11 protein-coding genes and 1 pseudogene are annotated in these 16130 nt (G+C 44.1%); 8 read left to right on the top strand and 4 right to left on the bottom strand.

From position 1 onward, the window contains the following. Positions 1-181: pseudogene (locus F6K49_RS25330) on the bottom strand (calcium-binding protein); the annotation flags it as partial. Positions 182-450: 269 nt separating this feature from the next. Between F6K49_RS25330 and F6K49_RS25325 the strand changes: the two are divergent. The 3 genes from F6K49_RS25325 to F6K49_RS25315 all read left to right on the top strand — a co-directional run bounded on the left by F6K49_RS25325 (position 451) and on the right by F6K49_RS25315 (position 2674). Beyond that, positions 451-1764 carry a hypothetical protein gene (locus tag F6K49_RS25325; RefSeq protein WP_293100762.1) on the top strand — a complete coding sequence of 438 codons (1314 nt, stop codon included), beginning with the start codon at positions 451-453 and terminating at the stop codon, positions 1762-1764. Between the two features lie 48 nt (positions 1765-1812). After that, positions 1813-2292, top strand: a complete 480-nt coding sequence (locus F6K49_RS25320) for a DUF1822 family protein (RefSeq protein ID WP_293100764.1) — start codon at positions 1813-1815, stop codon at positions 2290-2292. A gap of 259 nt (positions 2293-2551) precedes the next feature. Next, positions 2552-2674 carry a hypothetical protein gene (locus F6K49_RS25315; RefSeq protein WP_293100767.1) on the top strand — a complete coding sequence of 41 codons (123 nt, stop codon included), beginning with the start codon at positions 2552-2554 and terminating at the stop codon, positions 2672-2674. A 513-nt stretch (positions 2675-3187) separates the two neighbouring features. Here F6K49_RS25315 and F6K49_RS25310 read toward each other — a convergent pair. Further along, positions 3188-3415, bottom strand: a complete 228-nt coding sequence (locus F6K49_RS25310; RefSeq protein ID WP_293100770.1) for a hypothetical protein — start codon at positions 3413-3415, stop codon at positions 3188-3190. Between the two features lie 444 nt (positions 3416-3859). On the opposite strand from F6K49_RS25310, the gene ltrA reads away from it, so the two are divergent. From ltrA to F6K49_RS25285, 5 genes are all read left to right on the top strand, one after another. Then, the gene (ltrA, locus tag F6K49_RS25305; RefSeq protein ID WP_293100773.1) at positions 3860-5707 is read left to right on the top strand and encodes a group II intron reverse transcriptase/maturase; all 1848 of its coding nucleotides are present in this window, start codon (positions 3860-3862) and stop codon (positions 5705-5707) included. Positions 5708-5981: 274 nt separating this feature from the next. Continuing rightward, positions 5982-7061, top strand: a complete 1080-nt coding sequence (locus F6K49_RS25300; RefSeq protein WP_293030006.1) for a DUF1822 family protein — start codon at positions 5982-5984, stop codon at positions 7059-7061. A gap of 340 nt (positions 7062-7401) precedes the next feature. Further along, positions 7402-7524, top strand: a complete 123-nt coding sequence (locus F6K49_RS25295; RefSeq protein WP_293030003.1) for a hypothetical protein — start codon at positions 7402-7404, stop codon at positions 7522-7524. Positions 7525-7599: 75 nt separating this feature from the next. Continuing rightward, positions 7600-9960 carry a CHASE2 domain-containing protein gene (locus F6K49_RS25290; protein WP_293101105.1) on the top strand — a complete coding sequence of 787 codons (2361 nt, stop codon included), beginning with the start codon at positions 7600-7602 and terminating at the stop codon, positions 9958-9960. Between the two features lie 502 nt (positions 9961-10462). Further along, on the top strand, positions 10463-11254 hold the full coding sequence (locus tag F6K49_RS25285) for a DUF928 domain-containing protein (RefSeq protein WP_293029997.1): 792 nt from the start codon (positions 10463-10465) through the stop codon (positions 11252-11254). Between the two features lie 204 nt (positions 11255-11458). Here F6K49_RS25285 and F6K49_RS25280 read toward each other — a convergent pair whose 3' ends face one another. Together F6K49_RS25280 and F6K49_RS25275 are read right to left on the bottom strand one after the other, a co-directional pair. Beyond that, the gene (locus F6K49_RS25280) at positions 11459-14263 is read right to left on the bottom strand and encodes a CHAT domain-containing protein (RefSeq protein ID WP_293101101.1); all 2805 of its coding nucleotides are present in this window, start codon (positions 14261-14263) and stop codon (positions 11459-11461) included. Between the two features lie 124 nt (positions 14264-14387). Then, a partial coding sequence (locus F6K49_RS25275) for an S-layer family protein (protein ID WP_293101098.1) occupies positions 14388-16130 on the bottom strand: 1743 nt, incomplete at its 5' end.

The raw sequence follows: 16130 nt of genomic DNA, 5'->3' as shown, positions 1-16130 counted from the left end.
TGCCCGCACCGCCATCTAAAAGATCACCTATTAGATCAACAGTTCCTAGAGTATCGGAGTCCAGGGAATCATTACCACTACCGCCAATCAAGGTATCTGCTCCCCCTTGACCTTGAATAGTGTCATTGCCAGGTCCACCAATCAATATATCATTGCCAGGACCGCCGGATTTTACTACCATTGTTTTCTTCTTAGAGTTTAGAGTTAAATTTTTAATTTAGCTAGGAGTGGTTCTGCTTTATGACTTACAGAACCCTATAATCAGTTTTGCGATTAAGAGCATCAAGGCTTTTTGACTGCCCTCACTATATTAATCACTCCAAAAATCCAATTTTTCTACAGTTTTATATAAATTTTTGTAACTAACTTATGTAAAGTTTTGTAACGAATTGCCGAAAACTTGGAAATTACCCTGATAGCTAATTACACAAGCATTCTTAATCGGTGGTCATGAACAAGCAAATTCAACAGCTGGTGCTGAAACTACAACACTATCCTCGGGACAATCAACAGCGGAACCAGACTTTGGCAGAAGTGGTTGAGCAAATTTTGCGTACCCGTAAAGTGTGTCGCCCACGGCCAGGTCACCCTCTATCTGGCATCTATCTAGAGATCTATCAGACCGTACAGCAGCAGCTCAACCATGAAATCGAGGAGGATATTGATAGCCCATATCTACACCCATATCTACAAATGACTTCTGATCAGGAGTGGGGGTCTTGGCGGGATAGTCTTTTTAAGAAGGTACTCGACGAGGGTCGCCTTCAGCAGCTAGCCCTAGAAGCACAACGGCACCAACCTCATACCCCAGAGCGATTTTATTCCTTAACGGAATTGCTAAATGCCATTAAGCTTTCTGGCAAGCTTTGCCATCGAGGCCAATTTTCCTCTGAGGTCTATGATGATGCTGTGAATCGGACATTGTATTATGTCTATCAAAACCTCAATCACTACAATCGAGAAAAAGGAAAATTTATAGCCTGGGTCAATTATCGCTTTGATAAGATGTTACAAAAAGCCCAACAAGACCTCAATGACCCATTTATCCAAGCTCAATCTGGCAAAATTGTCAGAATCAAATATCAGTTGAGTGCTCTGATTAAAAGCACCAAACTAGAGCATGTGATTGTTTGGATAACACTCAGCATCAAAGGCTTAATTACAGACAAAACCCAGGTCAGTAAGGTTACTAAAATTCTGATAGTATTATTGTTGTTGTCCCAGTTAATCGCCAAAGACCGGACAAAGGGAGATTCATTAGTGTTTGAGATGGCTAAAGCCTCTCTGCCTTTTTCCGCAAACTTGTCTGAGCTCAGTGGGGAATCGATACCCCTAGAGACTGTGCCACAACCGCAAACAGAACTGACGTTGTATGACCAGGTCAGACTCTATTTTAAAGAAGACCCGGAAAACCTCTTACAGAAACATATCAAAAACCATCCTTCCGCCACCTTGCAAGTCATAGGCTTAGCGTACCTAGACGGAAAAAAATGGCAAGAGATATCGGACTCTTTAGAAATTAAAATTTCATCCCTGAATAACTTCTTTCAACGTAATCTCAGGAAATTAGCCCCGGAAATCAAAAGATATATCGAAGAAGAAATGGGCTTAAAATGGTATAAACAAATACAGGCTTGCCCAAATCCGTGCTTAATCTGCTCAATACATAAACTTAGATCACCTGTAGGGGTTAAAGGGAATTATTCCTCTACCTATAGGATGATACCTATTATAGTGGATAATTTATTGGTAAGGCTAAACTAGAGGCATTGCTCAGTCACACCAGCCTGTCAAATTATCATCACACTACTTATGGTCACACTACCAGAAGCAGCCCATCACCTAGCAGAAAAGCTTTGCCAACAGCAATCTAATCTGGAAAAAGCCGAACAGGTTTATCTCAATACCTTGGCAGTGTATGCAGTGAATCAGTACTTACAGGGTCTAGGATTTGAAACTGACTTAGAGTCTAGTGATAGCCACAATTCCATCATGCAGACATTCCTAGATGTGGCTGATTTAGTGATTAAAAATTACGGCAAGCTCGAATGTAAACCAGTCTCACCAGATGCCGAGTTTGTTTACGTCCCAGAAGAGGTTTGGCAAGATAGAATTGGTTATATAGCAGTGCAACTGAATGACTCCTTGACAGAAGCAAAACTGCTGGGATTTGTGGAAAATGTCGCAACTAATAAATTACCGTTAAAGCAGTTGCAGCCGATGGCATATTTTCCAGGATACCTTCAGAATTTACCCATAAAATCAACCGATAGTCGAGAGATTGCATGTTGAAGGTTGTCTGTCAGAATGTAGAATTGAGAATTGAGAATTGAGAATTGAGAATTGAGAATTGAGAATTCTACATTCTTAATTCTACATTCTTAATTCAAAAATGTTGTTCGCCAAAGGCGTTCGCGAAGGGTAGGTTGTTTGGTTGTTCGCGTAGCGTGGCCTTTTGACCAAGGTTGTTTAGTTGTTCGCCCTTGGGGTTGGAGTAGGGTAGGTTAAAGGTTCAGAAGATAACCTATAACGGTAGTGGACAGTCGAAAAGATGTCAACCCCTGGTGCAACAAGGTCGTGCATGTTGCTGTCATCACCACCGCCATGGGAGAAGTTAGCAATTGTGCGATCGCTTTCTATGGCTCCTACTGAGAAACCCTATTCCATGGCATAACTAGCAGAATTAGCAGGGGAAAACTCTCCACTATTGCCAGCCGCACTAACCTTAATCAGCAAGTCAGCTAATCGCGTTAGTAGGCACTGCCCACCCTAGGATTCTGGCAAAAAATAAAGTTTTGTAAATTAACCCATAAAAATGTGAGCTCAGCTAGATATAGCAGTCGCCAGGGCAGGCGCGGACAGGACAAAAGTCTCAAACCTAAGTAAGCGCAAGAGTTTGACTTCTGACTTCTGACTTCTGACTTCTGACTTCTGCTATAAGTAACCAGGTCAGTGTTTCTAATTGATAGCCATGGAAGAGCAAATTAGGCAGCTGGTATGCCAAGTGCAAAGGTACCCACGGGATACTCAAGAGCGGCAGCAAGCTTTAGGAAAACTGGTTAAGCAAATTTTGCGATGCTCCTAGGTCGCCGCTTCGCGATCGCGTAAAATTTGCCGCCCATCCTTTGGTCAACCTCTATCTGGTATTTATCCAGATATTTTGGAGACAGTGCAGAAACAGCTAATATCATGTCAGGATAAGGGCGACCGATGAAAGACGCTCAAGGAAGTGGAGATTCCGAAATCTCCCAATGTAGCTAGGGTTCAAGCTACGTCCCCACCCGAAGGAGCACTTCGAGATGGATATGGCGGTTTCGACTACCTTATTCCCGAATCGATTTGTTTCATAGCTAGAAGGTAATGCGTAACCAGTGACATATACCGCATGGTGATGGGTCGTTAGGGGAAGAATCATGATTGTTGATGAAAAGAATCGTTGTAAGCGTCGTTAACATGGATATTCCTGCTAAAGCGGTAATGGGAATACTAGCTCCAAGGATTAGTTCAATTTGTCCTGAACAATCGATTATAAGCACGACTTGCTTATAGAACCCCACGGACTCGGCGTAAAGACGGCAACCAAAGATTCATATCTTCCTTGTGTGTAACCGGGTAAGCCGAGATTGAGTCCTTAACACAGGTCGATAAGTTAAGGTAGCCAAATCGTAAGAGGAGGTATAACTCTCAGTCCGGTAGAAGTCTGAACCAAGCAAATGCCAACAATCCGAAAGGAAACAGGAAATCGCCTAGGGCGTATAACTGGTTGGATAAAGGGATTTTCCCTCAACTTGAAAGAGTGCTGAATTTCAGAGCTGATTCCGAGCGGACGGAATTACATACTTAATACACCTTCATTGTAATGGAAAAGATAGAACCGAATTCAACCGAAAACGGTATCGTAACAAAACAAACCACCGACTGGCATACCATCAATTGGAAAAGAGCCTATCGGACGGTCAGGAAATTAAGACGTAGGATATTCCTCGCGACTCGCGAAGGCAAATGGAGAAAGGTGAATAAACTACAACGCTTAATGCTGCGTAGTTACTCCAATATACTTATTTCCGTGAGACAGGCTGCACAACTTAATAAAGGCAAAAACACCCCTGGCGTAGATAAAATCGCCAATCTAAATCCCAAAGTCAGGGCAGAGATGGTCGATGCTCTCAGCCGATATAAAACATGGCAGCCAATCCCGACAAAACGTGTGTACGTACCTAAGTCCAACGGTAAAAAACGTCCATTAGGAATTCCTTGCATGATTGACAGATGCATACAAGGCATGGTCAAAAATGCACTAGAACCTCAATGGGAAGCCACCTTTGAACCAACATCATACGGATTCAGACCAGGCAGAAGTACCCATGATGCACGACAAAGGATATTCCTTAACATCAAAGGCGAGAAAAACCGTAAATGGTGGGTACTAGATGCAGACATTTCAGGATGTTTTGACAACATATCCCACAAACCATTAATGGATGCAACAGCAAACTTCCCTGCCAAAAAACTTGTGGAACAATGGCTCAAAGCGGGGTACATCGATAAAGGTGTATTTCACAACACAGAAACCGGAACTCCACAAGGGGGAATAATCAGCCCACTACTAGCTAACATTGCCCTACATGGCATGGAAGATGCATTAGGAATTAGGTACAAACGGATAATAAACAAAAGGACCTCTTCCGGAGAATCTTGGTCCAACACCTCCAAACGGAGTCTAATCCGCTACGCCGATGACTTTGTTGTTCTAACAGAAAGCAAAGAAGATGCGATGGAAGCTAAGGCAATACTCTCCGAGTGGTTGACTGAAAAAGGATTAGAACTATCCGAGGAAAAGACCAACGTAAAACATCTAACCGAAGGCTTTGACTTCCTGGGCTGGAATTTCCGTAAATACCAAACCACAAAACGCAAATCGGGTCTCATAACTCTCATCAAGCCTTCCAAAAAGAACGTGCAGAAATTCAAGGATGAACTCAAGAAACTCTTTGGAACCTCTAAAGGAGTACCAACCACCAAGGTAATCAAAGACCTCAACTCCAAAATCCGGGGATGGGGCAATTACCACGACGGTGCAGTATCCAAAGAAATATTTTCAGATTTGGATAATTACATATCTTGGAAGCTAAAACGATGGGGTAAACGGAAACATCACAATAAATCATGGGAATGGATAGCCGATAAGTATTTCGGTTGCCTATGCCCAGGTAGGGATGATAACTGGGTATTTGGAGACAAATCCGAAAAACATGCATACGTGCATAAACTCCGATGGATACCTATCCAACGTCACACGCTTGTCCAACACACTTTCAGTCCCGATGACCCAACTCTGGTCGAATACTGGGAAAAGCGAAGCCTTAAGCAAAGAAAAAAGACAGCGAAAGGAAGGTTCACGAAGGGTAAGGATAAAATAGCAAACAGACAGAACTACATCTGTCCTGTCTGCAATCAGCCTCTAGAGGCTTTTGATGAAATTCACGTTCATCATATAACACCATCACACCTCGGTGGCAAAGACACATACGATAACATGATTTATCTACATCAGGACTGCCACCATTCCATCCATGCCTTGGGTGCTACTAATCCAGACATACAGAAAATGCTGAAAGCCGGGATAACAAAACCCTCCAAGACACGGAACAAAAGCCAAAAGGTACAAAACCGCAAGTCAAGGAAAAGAAGTAGCAATGATAAGTGAGTTCTTTTGGAATTGGTTGCGCCGTGTACTTGGAGACTTGTTCGCACGGTGCTTTGGGGACGAAGCGGGAGCAATCCCGCTGACTTACCCGATTTACCCTTAATAAAAATCTCCCCACCTCCCCATCTCCCCACCTCCCCATCTCCCCATCTCCCCACACCTCCCACCCTTTCCTTAATTATGGGTATTCAACCAGACTTGATATAACCCATGATCTAGAGCGGAATATTGATAGGTATAGCCCACAATTTATTTCTGACAGAGAGTGGACATCTTGGCGAGTTTTGTTAAACCGTTAACCTTTAGAGTTCCGCTAGCTTTAGCAGCACATCCCAGAGCAAAGGAATTTCAACAACACCAAGCTAATCTGACTAAAGCGAAACAGGTTTATTTCAATACTCTGGCAGTGTATGCAGTTAACTTTTACTTGCGGTGTATGGGATTTGAGACAAACTTAGAGGAAAGCGACAGTTGGAACCCAGTGATGCAAACCCTGATGGATGTTGCGGATCTGACGGTTAAAAATCATGGTAAGTTGGAGTGTAGACTTGTTTTACCTGAGGCTAAGTGTGTCAAAGTTCCAGCAGCAGTCTGGCAGGAACGAATTGGTTATGTGGCGGTGGAGCTTGATCAAGCATTGGAGGAGGCAACTCTGCTAGGATTTATTGATACAGTGGTAACAGAAGAATTACCCCTCAACCAATTGCGAACCCTGAAAGAGTTACCGCCACACATTAGAGAGTATCGGCAATGTCCTAAATCCCAGGCAGGGGCAAAGCAGTCGAGCCATAGTCATGCTCTCAAACCCAAGGTCTTCTGTCCCGATGCTTCACCCTCCAACACTATGGAAACAGACTCTAGCCAACAACAGCAACCACAAAGCCAGACAGCAGTAGTGCGATTAAGCCAGTGGTTAGACAATAGTTTTGATGCAGATTGGAAGACTGTGGAAACTATCTTACAGCCAGCACCGGAGCCTTGGCTGGATTTGAGAAGTTTCCCCTTTGACCAACCTAGTAAAGGATTGCATACTACCGTGGGAGTAAAACGAGGTAAACTACTCGGTTCGGAAATCGCCTGGGGTGGTGAGAAGGTGGCTTTATTTGTAGAGCTACATCCAACGGACTCACCGAAAATGAATATATTCATTGAACTTTATCCTCGTGGTGATAGAGACCGTCTTCCCAAGAATCTACAGATTATGGTGCTGGATCACGAGGGAATTGCGGTGATTCAAACCCAAGCTAGAGAGACGGAAAATATTAAGTTGCAAGTAAGTGGTGAACCGAGAGAACGTTTTAGCATTAAGTTAGTTTTGAATGATGTCAGTATTACGGAAAATTTTTTAATCTAAAGTTAGCGGCGATTGCGCTACCGGTATGCTTCGTAAACCCAGCCTTGTATTAATCCGATTATTAATTAGATATAATATTACTATAGCAGTTGTCTAGATTTTGGCTTATAGGAAGTAGGGGTAATAAAGGGGATTTGGTATTATTATAGGAAAGCCCGAGTAAGTAGGGCTAGTTTTTTAGTGAGAAACTGACTCAGGGAAAGCATCGTCTATAAATCCATCGCTATTGCATAAAATTTCTTAATCAGAAGTAAGGGGTAATGGGGAATATTTTTATCGATTACGTAAGCATTCAGCAGTCAGCAGTCAGCAGTCAGCCAAGGCCAAAGGCCTTTGAGCCATGCACGCTACGCCCATGATGGGTGATAGCACCTCAAGTAGCGTGGCACAGGCTTTGGCCTTGGCCTTTAGGCCACGCGGGGCGCGTTTGGCCACGCTGTGCGAACGACGCTGGGGCGCATAATCTGATAGCTGATAGCTGATAGCTCAATACTTACTCGATTACTAATACTTAATACCTAATAAATAATTACCAAAAATGGGAAAGTTAGTTGTCCTGAGTCTAGATGATGATTCCCAGCAGCAGGGGTTTCAGGTACGCTTAGAAATTGGTGAAGAAGGGTCACGCCCAACGCTGGAAATGACAGGTTACTTGCCTGCAGATTCAGAACTCACTACTTACTTACAAGACCATTGGCGCGAAAAATATCGGAGCCTAGGTTCACCCGCGAGAATCCAGCCCGGAAAAATTATCTATGGTGGTTCCATTAACCAAAAGCTCAAGGAATGTGGGGATTCAGCCCATGAGTTAGGTAATAGACTAAAACGATGGCTGGATTCTGAACAGTTTCGTCCCATTGATAAGCGATTACGGGAAGAGTTAAACCCAGAGGAAACCATTCGGGTGCTGATTCGCACGGAAAATACCCAGTTACAAAAGCTGCCTTGGCATCTGTGGGATTTTTTTGAGCGTTACCCCAAGGCTGAATTTGCTCTGAGTGGAAAACAGTTTAAGCGACCCGAAGGCTCTGCACCTACCGGGAAATCTAAAGTTAAAATTTTAGCAATTTTAGGTCATAGTGCTGGTATTAATATTAAGGCAGATCGACAACTGCTGGAGAATTTATCTCATGCAGAAACCGTCTTTTTAGTGAAGCCCAAACATCACGAAATTAATGACCAGTTATGGGAGCAACCTTGGGATATTATCTTTTTCGCAGGACATAGTGAGACAGAGGGGGAAACGGGTCGAATTTATATTAATCCTACTGATAGCTTAACCATTGATGAACTGTGGTATGCCCTCAAAAAAGCCGTGGCCCAGGGCTTAAAACTGGCAATTTTTAATTCTTGTGATGGGTTGGGATTGGCACGGAAACTCCATGATTTGCAAATTCCCCAAATGATTATAATGCGGGAGTTGGTGCCAGATCAGGTCGCTCAAAAATTTTTGAAGTATTTTTTGAACGGGTTTGCTAATGGTAAGTCTTTATATCTGGCAACGCGGGAAGCACGGGAGAAATTGCAGGGGTTGGAGCGTCAGTTTCCCTGCGCCAGTTGGTTGCCAGTAATTTACCAGAATCTAGGACAAGAACCCCCAGCTTGGGAAGATTTGTACCAAGAGTCAGAAATACCATCAGAAATACCATCAGAAATACCATCGGAAACACCATCACAAACACCATCACAAACACCATCGGTCTCTTCTAAAGGCAAGTGGCGTAGTGTCCAGAGAGTGCTGCTATCTAGCATAGTGGTCACTAGCTTGGTAATGGGAGTGCGATCGCTTGGCCTATTGCAGCCCTGGGAACTGCAAGGGTTTGACCAGTTGATGCGGCTGCGACCCCATGAAGGACCAGATCAGCGACTGTTATTAGTCACAATCACTGAAGAGGATGTGCAGTCCCAACCTGATCACGAAAGAGGAGCCGCCTCCTTATCCGATCGTTCCTTGGCAAAACTACTGGCAAAGCTGGAGCAGTATCAACCGAGAGCTATTGGTTTGGATATTTATCGGGAGAATCCTGTGGGAGGGGAATACCAGGATTTAGCGACTCGGATGCAAACTAGTGATCACTTTTTTGCCATCTGCCAATACGGAGACCCAGGAGTTTCCCCACCTCCAGAAGTGCCAGAGGTTCGCCAAGGCTTTAATAATGTTTTACTCGACCCCGATCGCATTATCCGTCGCCATTTGTTGGCTGTAGGGTCACCATCTCCTTGTCAGAGCTACTACTCATTTAATGTCCAGTTGGCAACACGTTATCTGGCTGATCTAGGAATCCAGTTGGAGGTGACAGAAAATTACTTAAAGCTTGGCACTACAGTTTTTAAGACCCTAGAAAAGGATTCTGGTGGATATCACAATCTAGACTCTCGTGGTCAGCAACTATTACTGAATTATCGAGCTTCCGGTCAAATTGCTGAGACCGTTTCCCTTGCAGAGGTTTTTAGGGATCAGTTCAATCCTGACTTAGTCAGGAATCGCATTGTGATCATCGGTACCATTGCGCCTAGTTTTAATGATAATTTTTGGCGCACACCCTACAGTGGTGGTCAGTGGTCTGTTGAGACCATGAGTGGGATAGAAATTCAGGCACAGATGATCAGTCACATCCTCAGTGCAGTGCTGGATAACCGACCGTTGATTTGGTGGTGGTCTGAGCCTGGTGAAGCGCTCTGGATTTGGTGCTGGGCTGCGCTCGGGGGTACGGTTGCTGGAAACTTTAACGTGCTGCGTTCCGTCCTGTTGGGTACTGGAACTGCTGTGGTTGTTTTATATGGAAGTTGCTGGGTTTTGCTTATAGTAACAGGTGGTTGGGTGCCATTAATTTCCGCTACTATAGCATTGGTGGCTACTGGTGTGGTCGTTTACTGTCGTTTAGAGAAGAGATCATAGTAATTGACTCGTAATTAGTAATTAGTCTTTTGTGATCTACATTAAGTCTCTTGCTAGTTACAAATGACCAATGAATAATGATACCAAATTACCTTTGATAACCCTCCCTTTAGGCGCAACTTATTGGGTGCATCTCATTTTTGTTGTTTGACAAGGTGGTGCGTTACGGGGCGGGCTGTCTAAACCCTGGCGCTTGAGCGGAAAATGAGGCCCCCCTAACACACCCTACGCAACTTTTTTACAAATATGAGATGCACCCAACTTATTAGAGTGGTTGATGCTATAATAAACTGGGCTAATTATCATAAAAAATTTTTTCTGCACATACTGAAAAAAAAGGGGGTTTTTAACCCTAATTTTCATGGCTAATTCCTAATTAAGAATCACAACAATTAACCTGATTTTATCTGGAAATAGTGGTGATATACAGGGGTGTTTATCTGAATCCATCAATTGGATATATCAGGTAAACATCTATCGATGTTGATCTGAATTTTGAGTTATGATGTTAACTAAATTATTTCGGCTTAAATACCTATTTGCCTCTAATTTAGTCTTTGTTGGCTGGATCAGCTGTTTCTTGGTCTCCCGAGTAGAGGCTGATCAATCCATCAATCTTGGGCAAGTACCAATTTACTTTATCCAACCCAATCCCAAACCCCCAGACAATGGGACTCCTTCTGCTCCCCACGGTACTGGAACCCGTGGTGATTGCCTATACAAGCCGGAGCTTCCACTACTGACTCCTTTAGTAGGTGGTTATAATTTGGATTTAAGCGTAAGTGATTATCCAACCTTTTGGATATATCTACCTTACACCTCAGAGGATGCACCGTCGGGAGAATTTTCCTTGCAGGATGAGGATGGGGAAAACGATATTTACCGAGAATCTGTTAAGCTACCAGACCAGCCAGGCATTGTTAGTATTACGCTTCCTAAGACAGAAAATCCCTTGGAAGTTGGTCAAACCTATCGCTGGAATCTAGAGATCAATTGCCCTTCTACGGAATTATCCAATGAATTACCAACTCCAGCGTCTGTGACAGGACTAGTTCGCCGAGTTGCCCAGTCTAAAGACTTAGAAAGGGAGTTAAATGGGGCTAATACTCCTCTAGAGAGAATTGCAGCTTATGGCAAGCATCACATATGGTATGATACCCTAACTGAGCTAGCTGAATTACGGCTGCAAGATCCACAAAATATGAATCTTGAAACTGCTTGGATTAAGCTATTGACTGATCAAAGTTTCGTAGAAACAATTTCTAAAACAAACATTTTGGGTAACCTTCAGTAAATTATAGCGGTGCTCGTTTTAGAAGTTAGAAGTTAGAAGTTAGAAGTTAGAAGTTAGAATTATAACAGACAACCTACCCTACACCGAATACGGGGCGAACAACATTTAACCTCTCAACCTGCAACATTCAACCTGCAACATTCAACCTGCAACATTCAACATTCAACCTCTAATATTCAACCTTTAACTTAAACATACTGGAATTCACAGCCAATTCCCAACCAAAATAAATGGTGCCCAAATATGAGGACGATGGTAGTCTGTGCTGGGATATTTCTTCTTCAGAAACGCTAATTGAGCATTTCGCAGGGCTTCGGCTTTAGTCAACTGTGAATTATTTAACTGTTGGTAGAACTGATTCATAAATTCGGCTGTAGAGGCATCATTAACTTGCCACAAGGTGGCTAGGGTACTGCGTGCTCCTGCTCTAATCGCTATCCCAGCTAGTCCTAAAGCGGCTCGTTTGTCCCCAGTAGCAGTCTGACAAGCACTCAGCAACAACAGTTCAATGGGGGTGGTGCCACTGGAGTCACTCATCCGTAGTAAGTTATCTAAATCCTTGACTTTGATGCGTTCATCCCAGTCTAGGATAAATGTTTGCTCTGGGTTGGAACTGAACTGGCCGTGAGTGGCAATATGAACAACATTGAAAGACGCTGCTGTTAGTTGATTTTGCAGGTTTTCTTTGATAAATTCTTGATTTTCCAGTTTCTGACTACGGTTGACCTGTTCCCCAATTTTGGTTAACTCGAATCCTACGTTATCGATTGGTCCTAAACCTTCTTTTTTAAAGCTGGGAGCGTTAGTAGCTCCAGCAATTAGGGCTGTTAGCTGTTGCCGTGGCAATGGTTTGGGGTCCACTAACTGTAAGCCAGGGGTCACAGCTACAGCATACCGTTCTATTAAATACTGTTTGCCATCATAAAGGGCTGCTACAGGAACATTTCGTAATGACCCATCTAGGACAAATACTAGGGTTTTTATTGGGCTTTGGTCTGCCTCAGGGTTACTCTCTAGTTCTTCTTCAAAGGGTCTGATTAGCCAGTCATAAATTTGTTGGGATTCTTTTTTGACTTTGCTAATACTAGTGCTACGTCTTCTTAGGAAATTCCTGAACTTTTTGACCGCTTCGTCTACTTGAGCTTCTGATATGTTATGATGGATATAGTAACGCAAGTTATCTGGTTCAGGCAATTTGAGGATTACCGCTAAGCCGTCTTTTAAGATAATCGGGTAAATGACCGCTGCTGTAGGGTCTAAATTATCAATGTTGACCTTTTCTGGCTTGGCGCAGGCGTCTCGAAAGAAGTTGTCGATTTCAGCAAGCTGGAGTGCTTCAATAGCCTCACGGGCCTGCTTGAGATTATCCTTACTCGGTTGAGGAGAACCCAAGAGTAAATCAACTAACTCTCGATAGACCGGTTCTACTTGTTCTCGGAAGGAAAACTGGATGTCAGGATTGAGAGTAACTAAATCACTGCGTAAATTCGTTAAGGTATTAGAGGCTTGGGTATAATAAGCGATCGCATTCTGGATCAGGTCGCTTACTGCTTCACTATCACCATTTCTGGTTTTAGTGGCTTGTTCGGCTTCAGCCTTAAGTATACGTCCCATTTGCCACTGCCACTGATAAGCAATATCTGGTGCATTAATCCCTTGGGCAATCAGAAGCGCTGACTTGGTAAAGGTTATGGCATTTGACGAATCTTTAGTTTGTTCAAACCAGTTACCAAGGGTGCCCAGGGCATAGGATTCTGCTCGTTTGTCTTCTAGGGTTTTAGCTTGCTCAATGGCTGTGTTGAGTAGTTGAGCAATGTCTTGGGAATTGGGAATTGGTGTGGGAATTGGTTTGGTAATTTGCGTACGCAATTTTCGATTTCTGATCTTGATCAGACTTTGAGCGAAATTTACGTGGGCGTAAACTGATGCTCTACTGGATGGTAATTTAGTTAGCAATGTCTGGATTTGTGGCAACAACGCTTGAACAGATTTCTCCTGGTCTGTTTCGATGAGTAAACTTAGCTGATTCAATTGTGCTTGAATTTGGGTGATGGGTGAGGTGGTGGTTGCTGCTGCTTGTTGATAGTGAGTTATCGCCTCTTGGATATGCTGCTGGAATGCTTTGTTATTATTCAAGTCTTTTGCTCTTGTGGCTAAGGCTCGCTCAGTATTACCTAAACTCAGTAACACTTGACTCTGGGATTCTGGAGATTTTATTCGTTGTGCGACTGTCCAACTTTTGGTTAAGGTCTGTTTAGATTGCTTTAAATCCCCTGCTTGTCGAAACACATTACCAAGATTGTGTAAGCCAATAGCTTTTAGAGGAGAATCCGGTTGTGCCAGCAGGGTTTGTCTTACCTGAGTCAATAGCTTCTTGGCTCGACGGTAAAGTCCCAAAGACTGCATCGCTTGGGCTTGATTAATCTGGCTACCAAGCACACCAACGCGATCATTGGCTTTAGCATACAGTGCTTCAGCATTTTGCCAGGTGTTCAGGGCAGCTTCAGCATTTCCCTGTACCAATTGCAAACGCCCTTGAGTGTTCAACACTTTAGCCAATACTCCCTCACCTCCCCTGGATACGGTTTCTAGCAACGACAAACTGGAGTCAATGGCTGCTTGGGCTTGATCCCATTCCCCAAGTTGCTGAGTCACTAAGGACAGCAAACGCAGGGCTTGGGCTTGGTTGAGGATATCTCCTGTGGCTTGATAAGCTTGTGCCGCCTGCTGCAATACTCGTGCAGCATCAGAATACTTGCCAGCATCGTAATATTGTTTGCCTGCTTCCAGCAGCATATAGTGGTTCGTTGGTCTTGCTTCTTCTTGCGTTATGCTTACTGTTTCCTCCTGCTTGCTATTGCTCAAGGTTGAGGTTTGATGGCTAATGGCTGAGTGCTGATGGCTGATGGCTGAGTGCTGATGGCCAGCATAGAAGGGTAGTGCGTGTAAACCACGGCTTAACATTAGCCCCAACAAGGTAATCACAATAAACTGAATCAGGCGCTTCATTGATCTGAGTTATCTATAGCGCTGCGCGCAGGGAACAGGGAATAGGGAACAGGGAACAGGGAACAGGGAACAGGGAAAAGCGATCGCTTGGCTTCCTCCTTGTTAAGCTTTCCATTTCTCGCTTCTAACGACTCCCGACTCCCGATTCCCGATTCCCGACTCCCGACCCAAGGGTTTGGTGAAGCATTGGACAATCTACTTGATGTAACCACGTACCCTTCGGAGTCACTATGACTGGATGGGCGGTGAGAATTACCTCCCCGTTGGCACCGATAACCCAGCCTTGGGCTTCTACAATTTGTTTAGGTTTAGGGTTATTGGTCTGTGGTTGATTAATCTGTAGTTGATGCTGCCTTGACCTTGACCGACGTTTTCTGATCCTAGTTTGAGGTTGCTCAGTGATACGCCAATCGTCCCATGTAGCATTGGGGTTCAGGGTTTCGTTAGGAGAAATCGGTAAGCCACCACGACCTGTGGCAATAAATTCACTGCCCTCACCCGCAGCACAGAGGTTTTTTTCAATTAGTTGAGAGACATCAATGACATCGCTTGGCAATTCCGACAACCCTCGGCTGGGGTCAATTTGAGGTGCATTGATGTTGACGGTACCATCTACACCAAACTCAGAGCTAGCGGTAATGTCACTGAGGGGAGTGAGGTTTTCTCGGAACTCTAGCCCAATGATACCTTGGGTGGTGATGTTGATATTGCCGCCATTGCCTTCAAAAGCATTAGCAGTAATGTCGCTATTTTCTTGACGAATGCCTATGATAAAGGGAGCATTAATCGTAATATTGCCGCCGTTTCCACCAGCTTGAGCAGTACCTGCGGTAGTGGATATTTTACTCTCCCGTCGCAAGAACAACAACTCGTCAATGGTTAAGGTAATATTGCCCCCTTGGTTGCTAGCCGTTTCTGCGGATAGCTCTGCTTGATTATCAAGGGTGAGTGTGCCTGCCTGAAGCTCAATATTGCCCCCTTTTCCGGTGCCTTGGCTATCTACAGCTATCTTGGCTCCATCCCGAATGGTGACAGTTCTGGGGTCAACGAAAATATTGCCACCATCGCCGCTAGAACCGGACGTGGTGTTGGCAAACAGCCCACTTCCAGTTCCAGCTAGAGTAATATCATCACGTACTTCCAGAGTAATATTACCAGCCTGCTCAGTACCTTCTGTGGTGGTTCTGACGTTGCCACCGTCGGTAGCCTCAAACCGATTGGCCTCAATTATGTTAATGTTGCCACCCTTACCCCGGTCAGTATCGGTAACCCTGGAAGTAGTGGCTGACACCTGTGAGTCTCCCTCGATGGTCACTTCCTCAGCCCGAAGGGTGATGTTACCAGCATCTCCATCACCAGCAGTACTGGAAGTTATTTCAGAGTTATTAGTTAAGGTAAGCGTACGGGTTTTAATATCAATATTGCTGGGTTTTTCGGCAACTGCTTCAGAGTTTACTGCTGTCGAAATTGAACTCTTCCGATCAAGGTTAACCTCCTCGGCGTCTGGGATTTTGATACTACCGGCATTTCCGTTACCGGCAGTACTCGCTTCAATTGTCGAGGTGTTATCTAGAGCTAGGGACTTGGTTTCAATATCGACATTCCCACCATTGCCAACTGCTCCAGAGTTTACTGCTGTCGAAATTGAACTCTTCCGATCAAGGTTAACCTGTTGAGCCTCTTGTATTTTGATTTGACCGGCATCCCCTTTCCCAGAAGTGCTGGCAGTTATTTGAGAGTCATTAGTTAAGGTAAGCGATCGCGTTTTTAGATCAATATTACCGGCTTTTTCAGCATCTGCTCCAGAGTTTACTGCTGTGGATATGGAACTATTCCGATTAAGGTTAACCTGTTGAGCCTCTTGTAT

The sequence above is a fragment of the Moorena sp. SIO3I6 genome (assembly GCF_010672095.1).
Note: the sequence above shows the minus strand (reverse complement) of the source record. Positions and strands in the feature narration are given on the sequence as shown.

Coding starts and splice junctions, on each gene's coding strand:
- F6K49_RS25290 (WP_293101105.1), top strand. CDS start 7,600: ATGGGAAAGTTAGTTGTCCTGAGTCTAGATGATGATTCCCAGCAGCAG.
- F6K49_RS25310 (WP_293100770.1), bottom strand. CDS start 3,415: ATGATTCTTCCCCTAACGACCCATCACCATGCGGTATATGTCACTGGT.
- F6K49_RS25285 (WP_293029997.1), top strand. CDS start 10,463: ATGATGTTAACTAAATTATTTCGGCTTAAATACCTATTTGCCTCTAAT.
- F6K49_RS25320 (WP_293100764.1), top strand. CDS start 1,813: ATGGTCACACTACCAGAAGCAGCCCATCACCTAGCAGAAAAGCTTTGC.
- ltrA (WP_293100773.1), top strand. CDS start 3,860: ATGGAAAAGATAGAACCGAATTCAACCGAAAACGGTATCGTAACAAAA.
- F6K49_RS25295 (WP_293030003.1), top strand. CDS start 7,402: ATGCACGCTACGCCCATGATGGGTGATAGCACCTCAAGTAGCGTGGCA.
- F6K49_RS25325 (WP_293100762.1), top strand. CDS start 451: ATGAACAAGCAAATTCAACAGCTGGTGCTGAAACTACAACACTATCCT.
- F6K49_RS25315 (WP_293100767.1), top strand. CDS start 2,552: ATGTCAACCCCTGGTGCAACAAGGTCGTGCATGTTGCTGTCATCACCA.
- F6K49_RS25280 (WP_293101101.1), bottom strand. CDS start 14,263: ATGAAGCGCCTGATTCAGTTTATTGTGATTACCTTGTTGGGGCTAATG.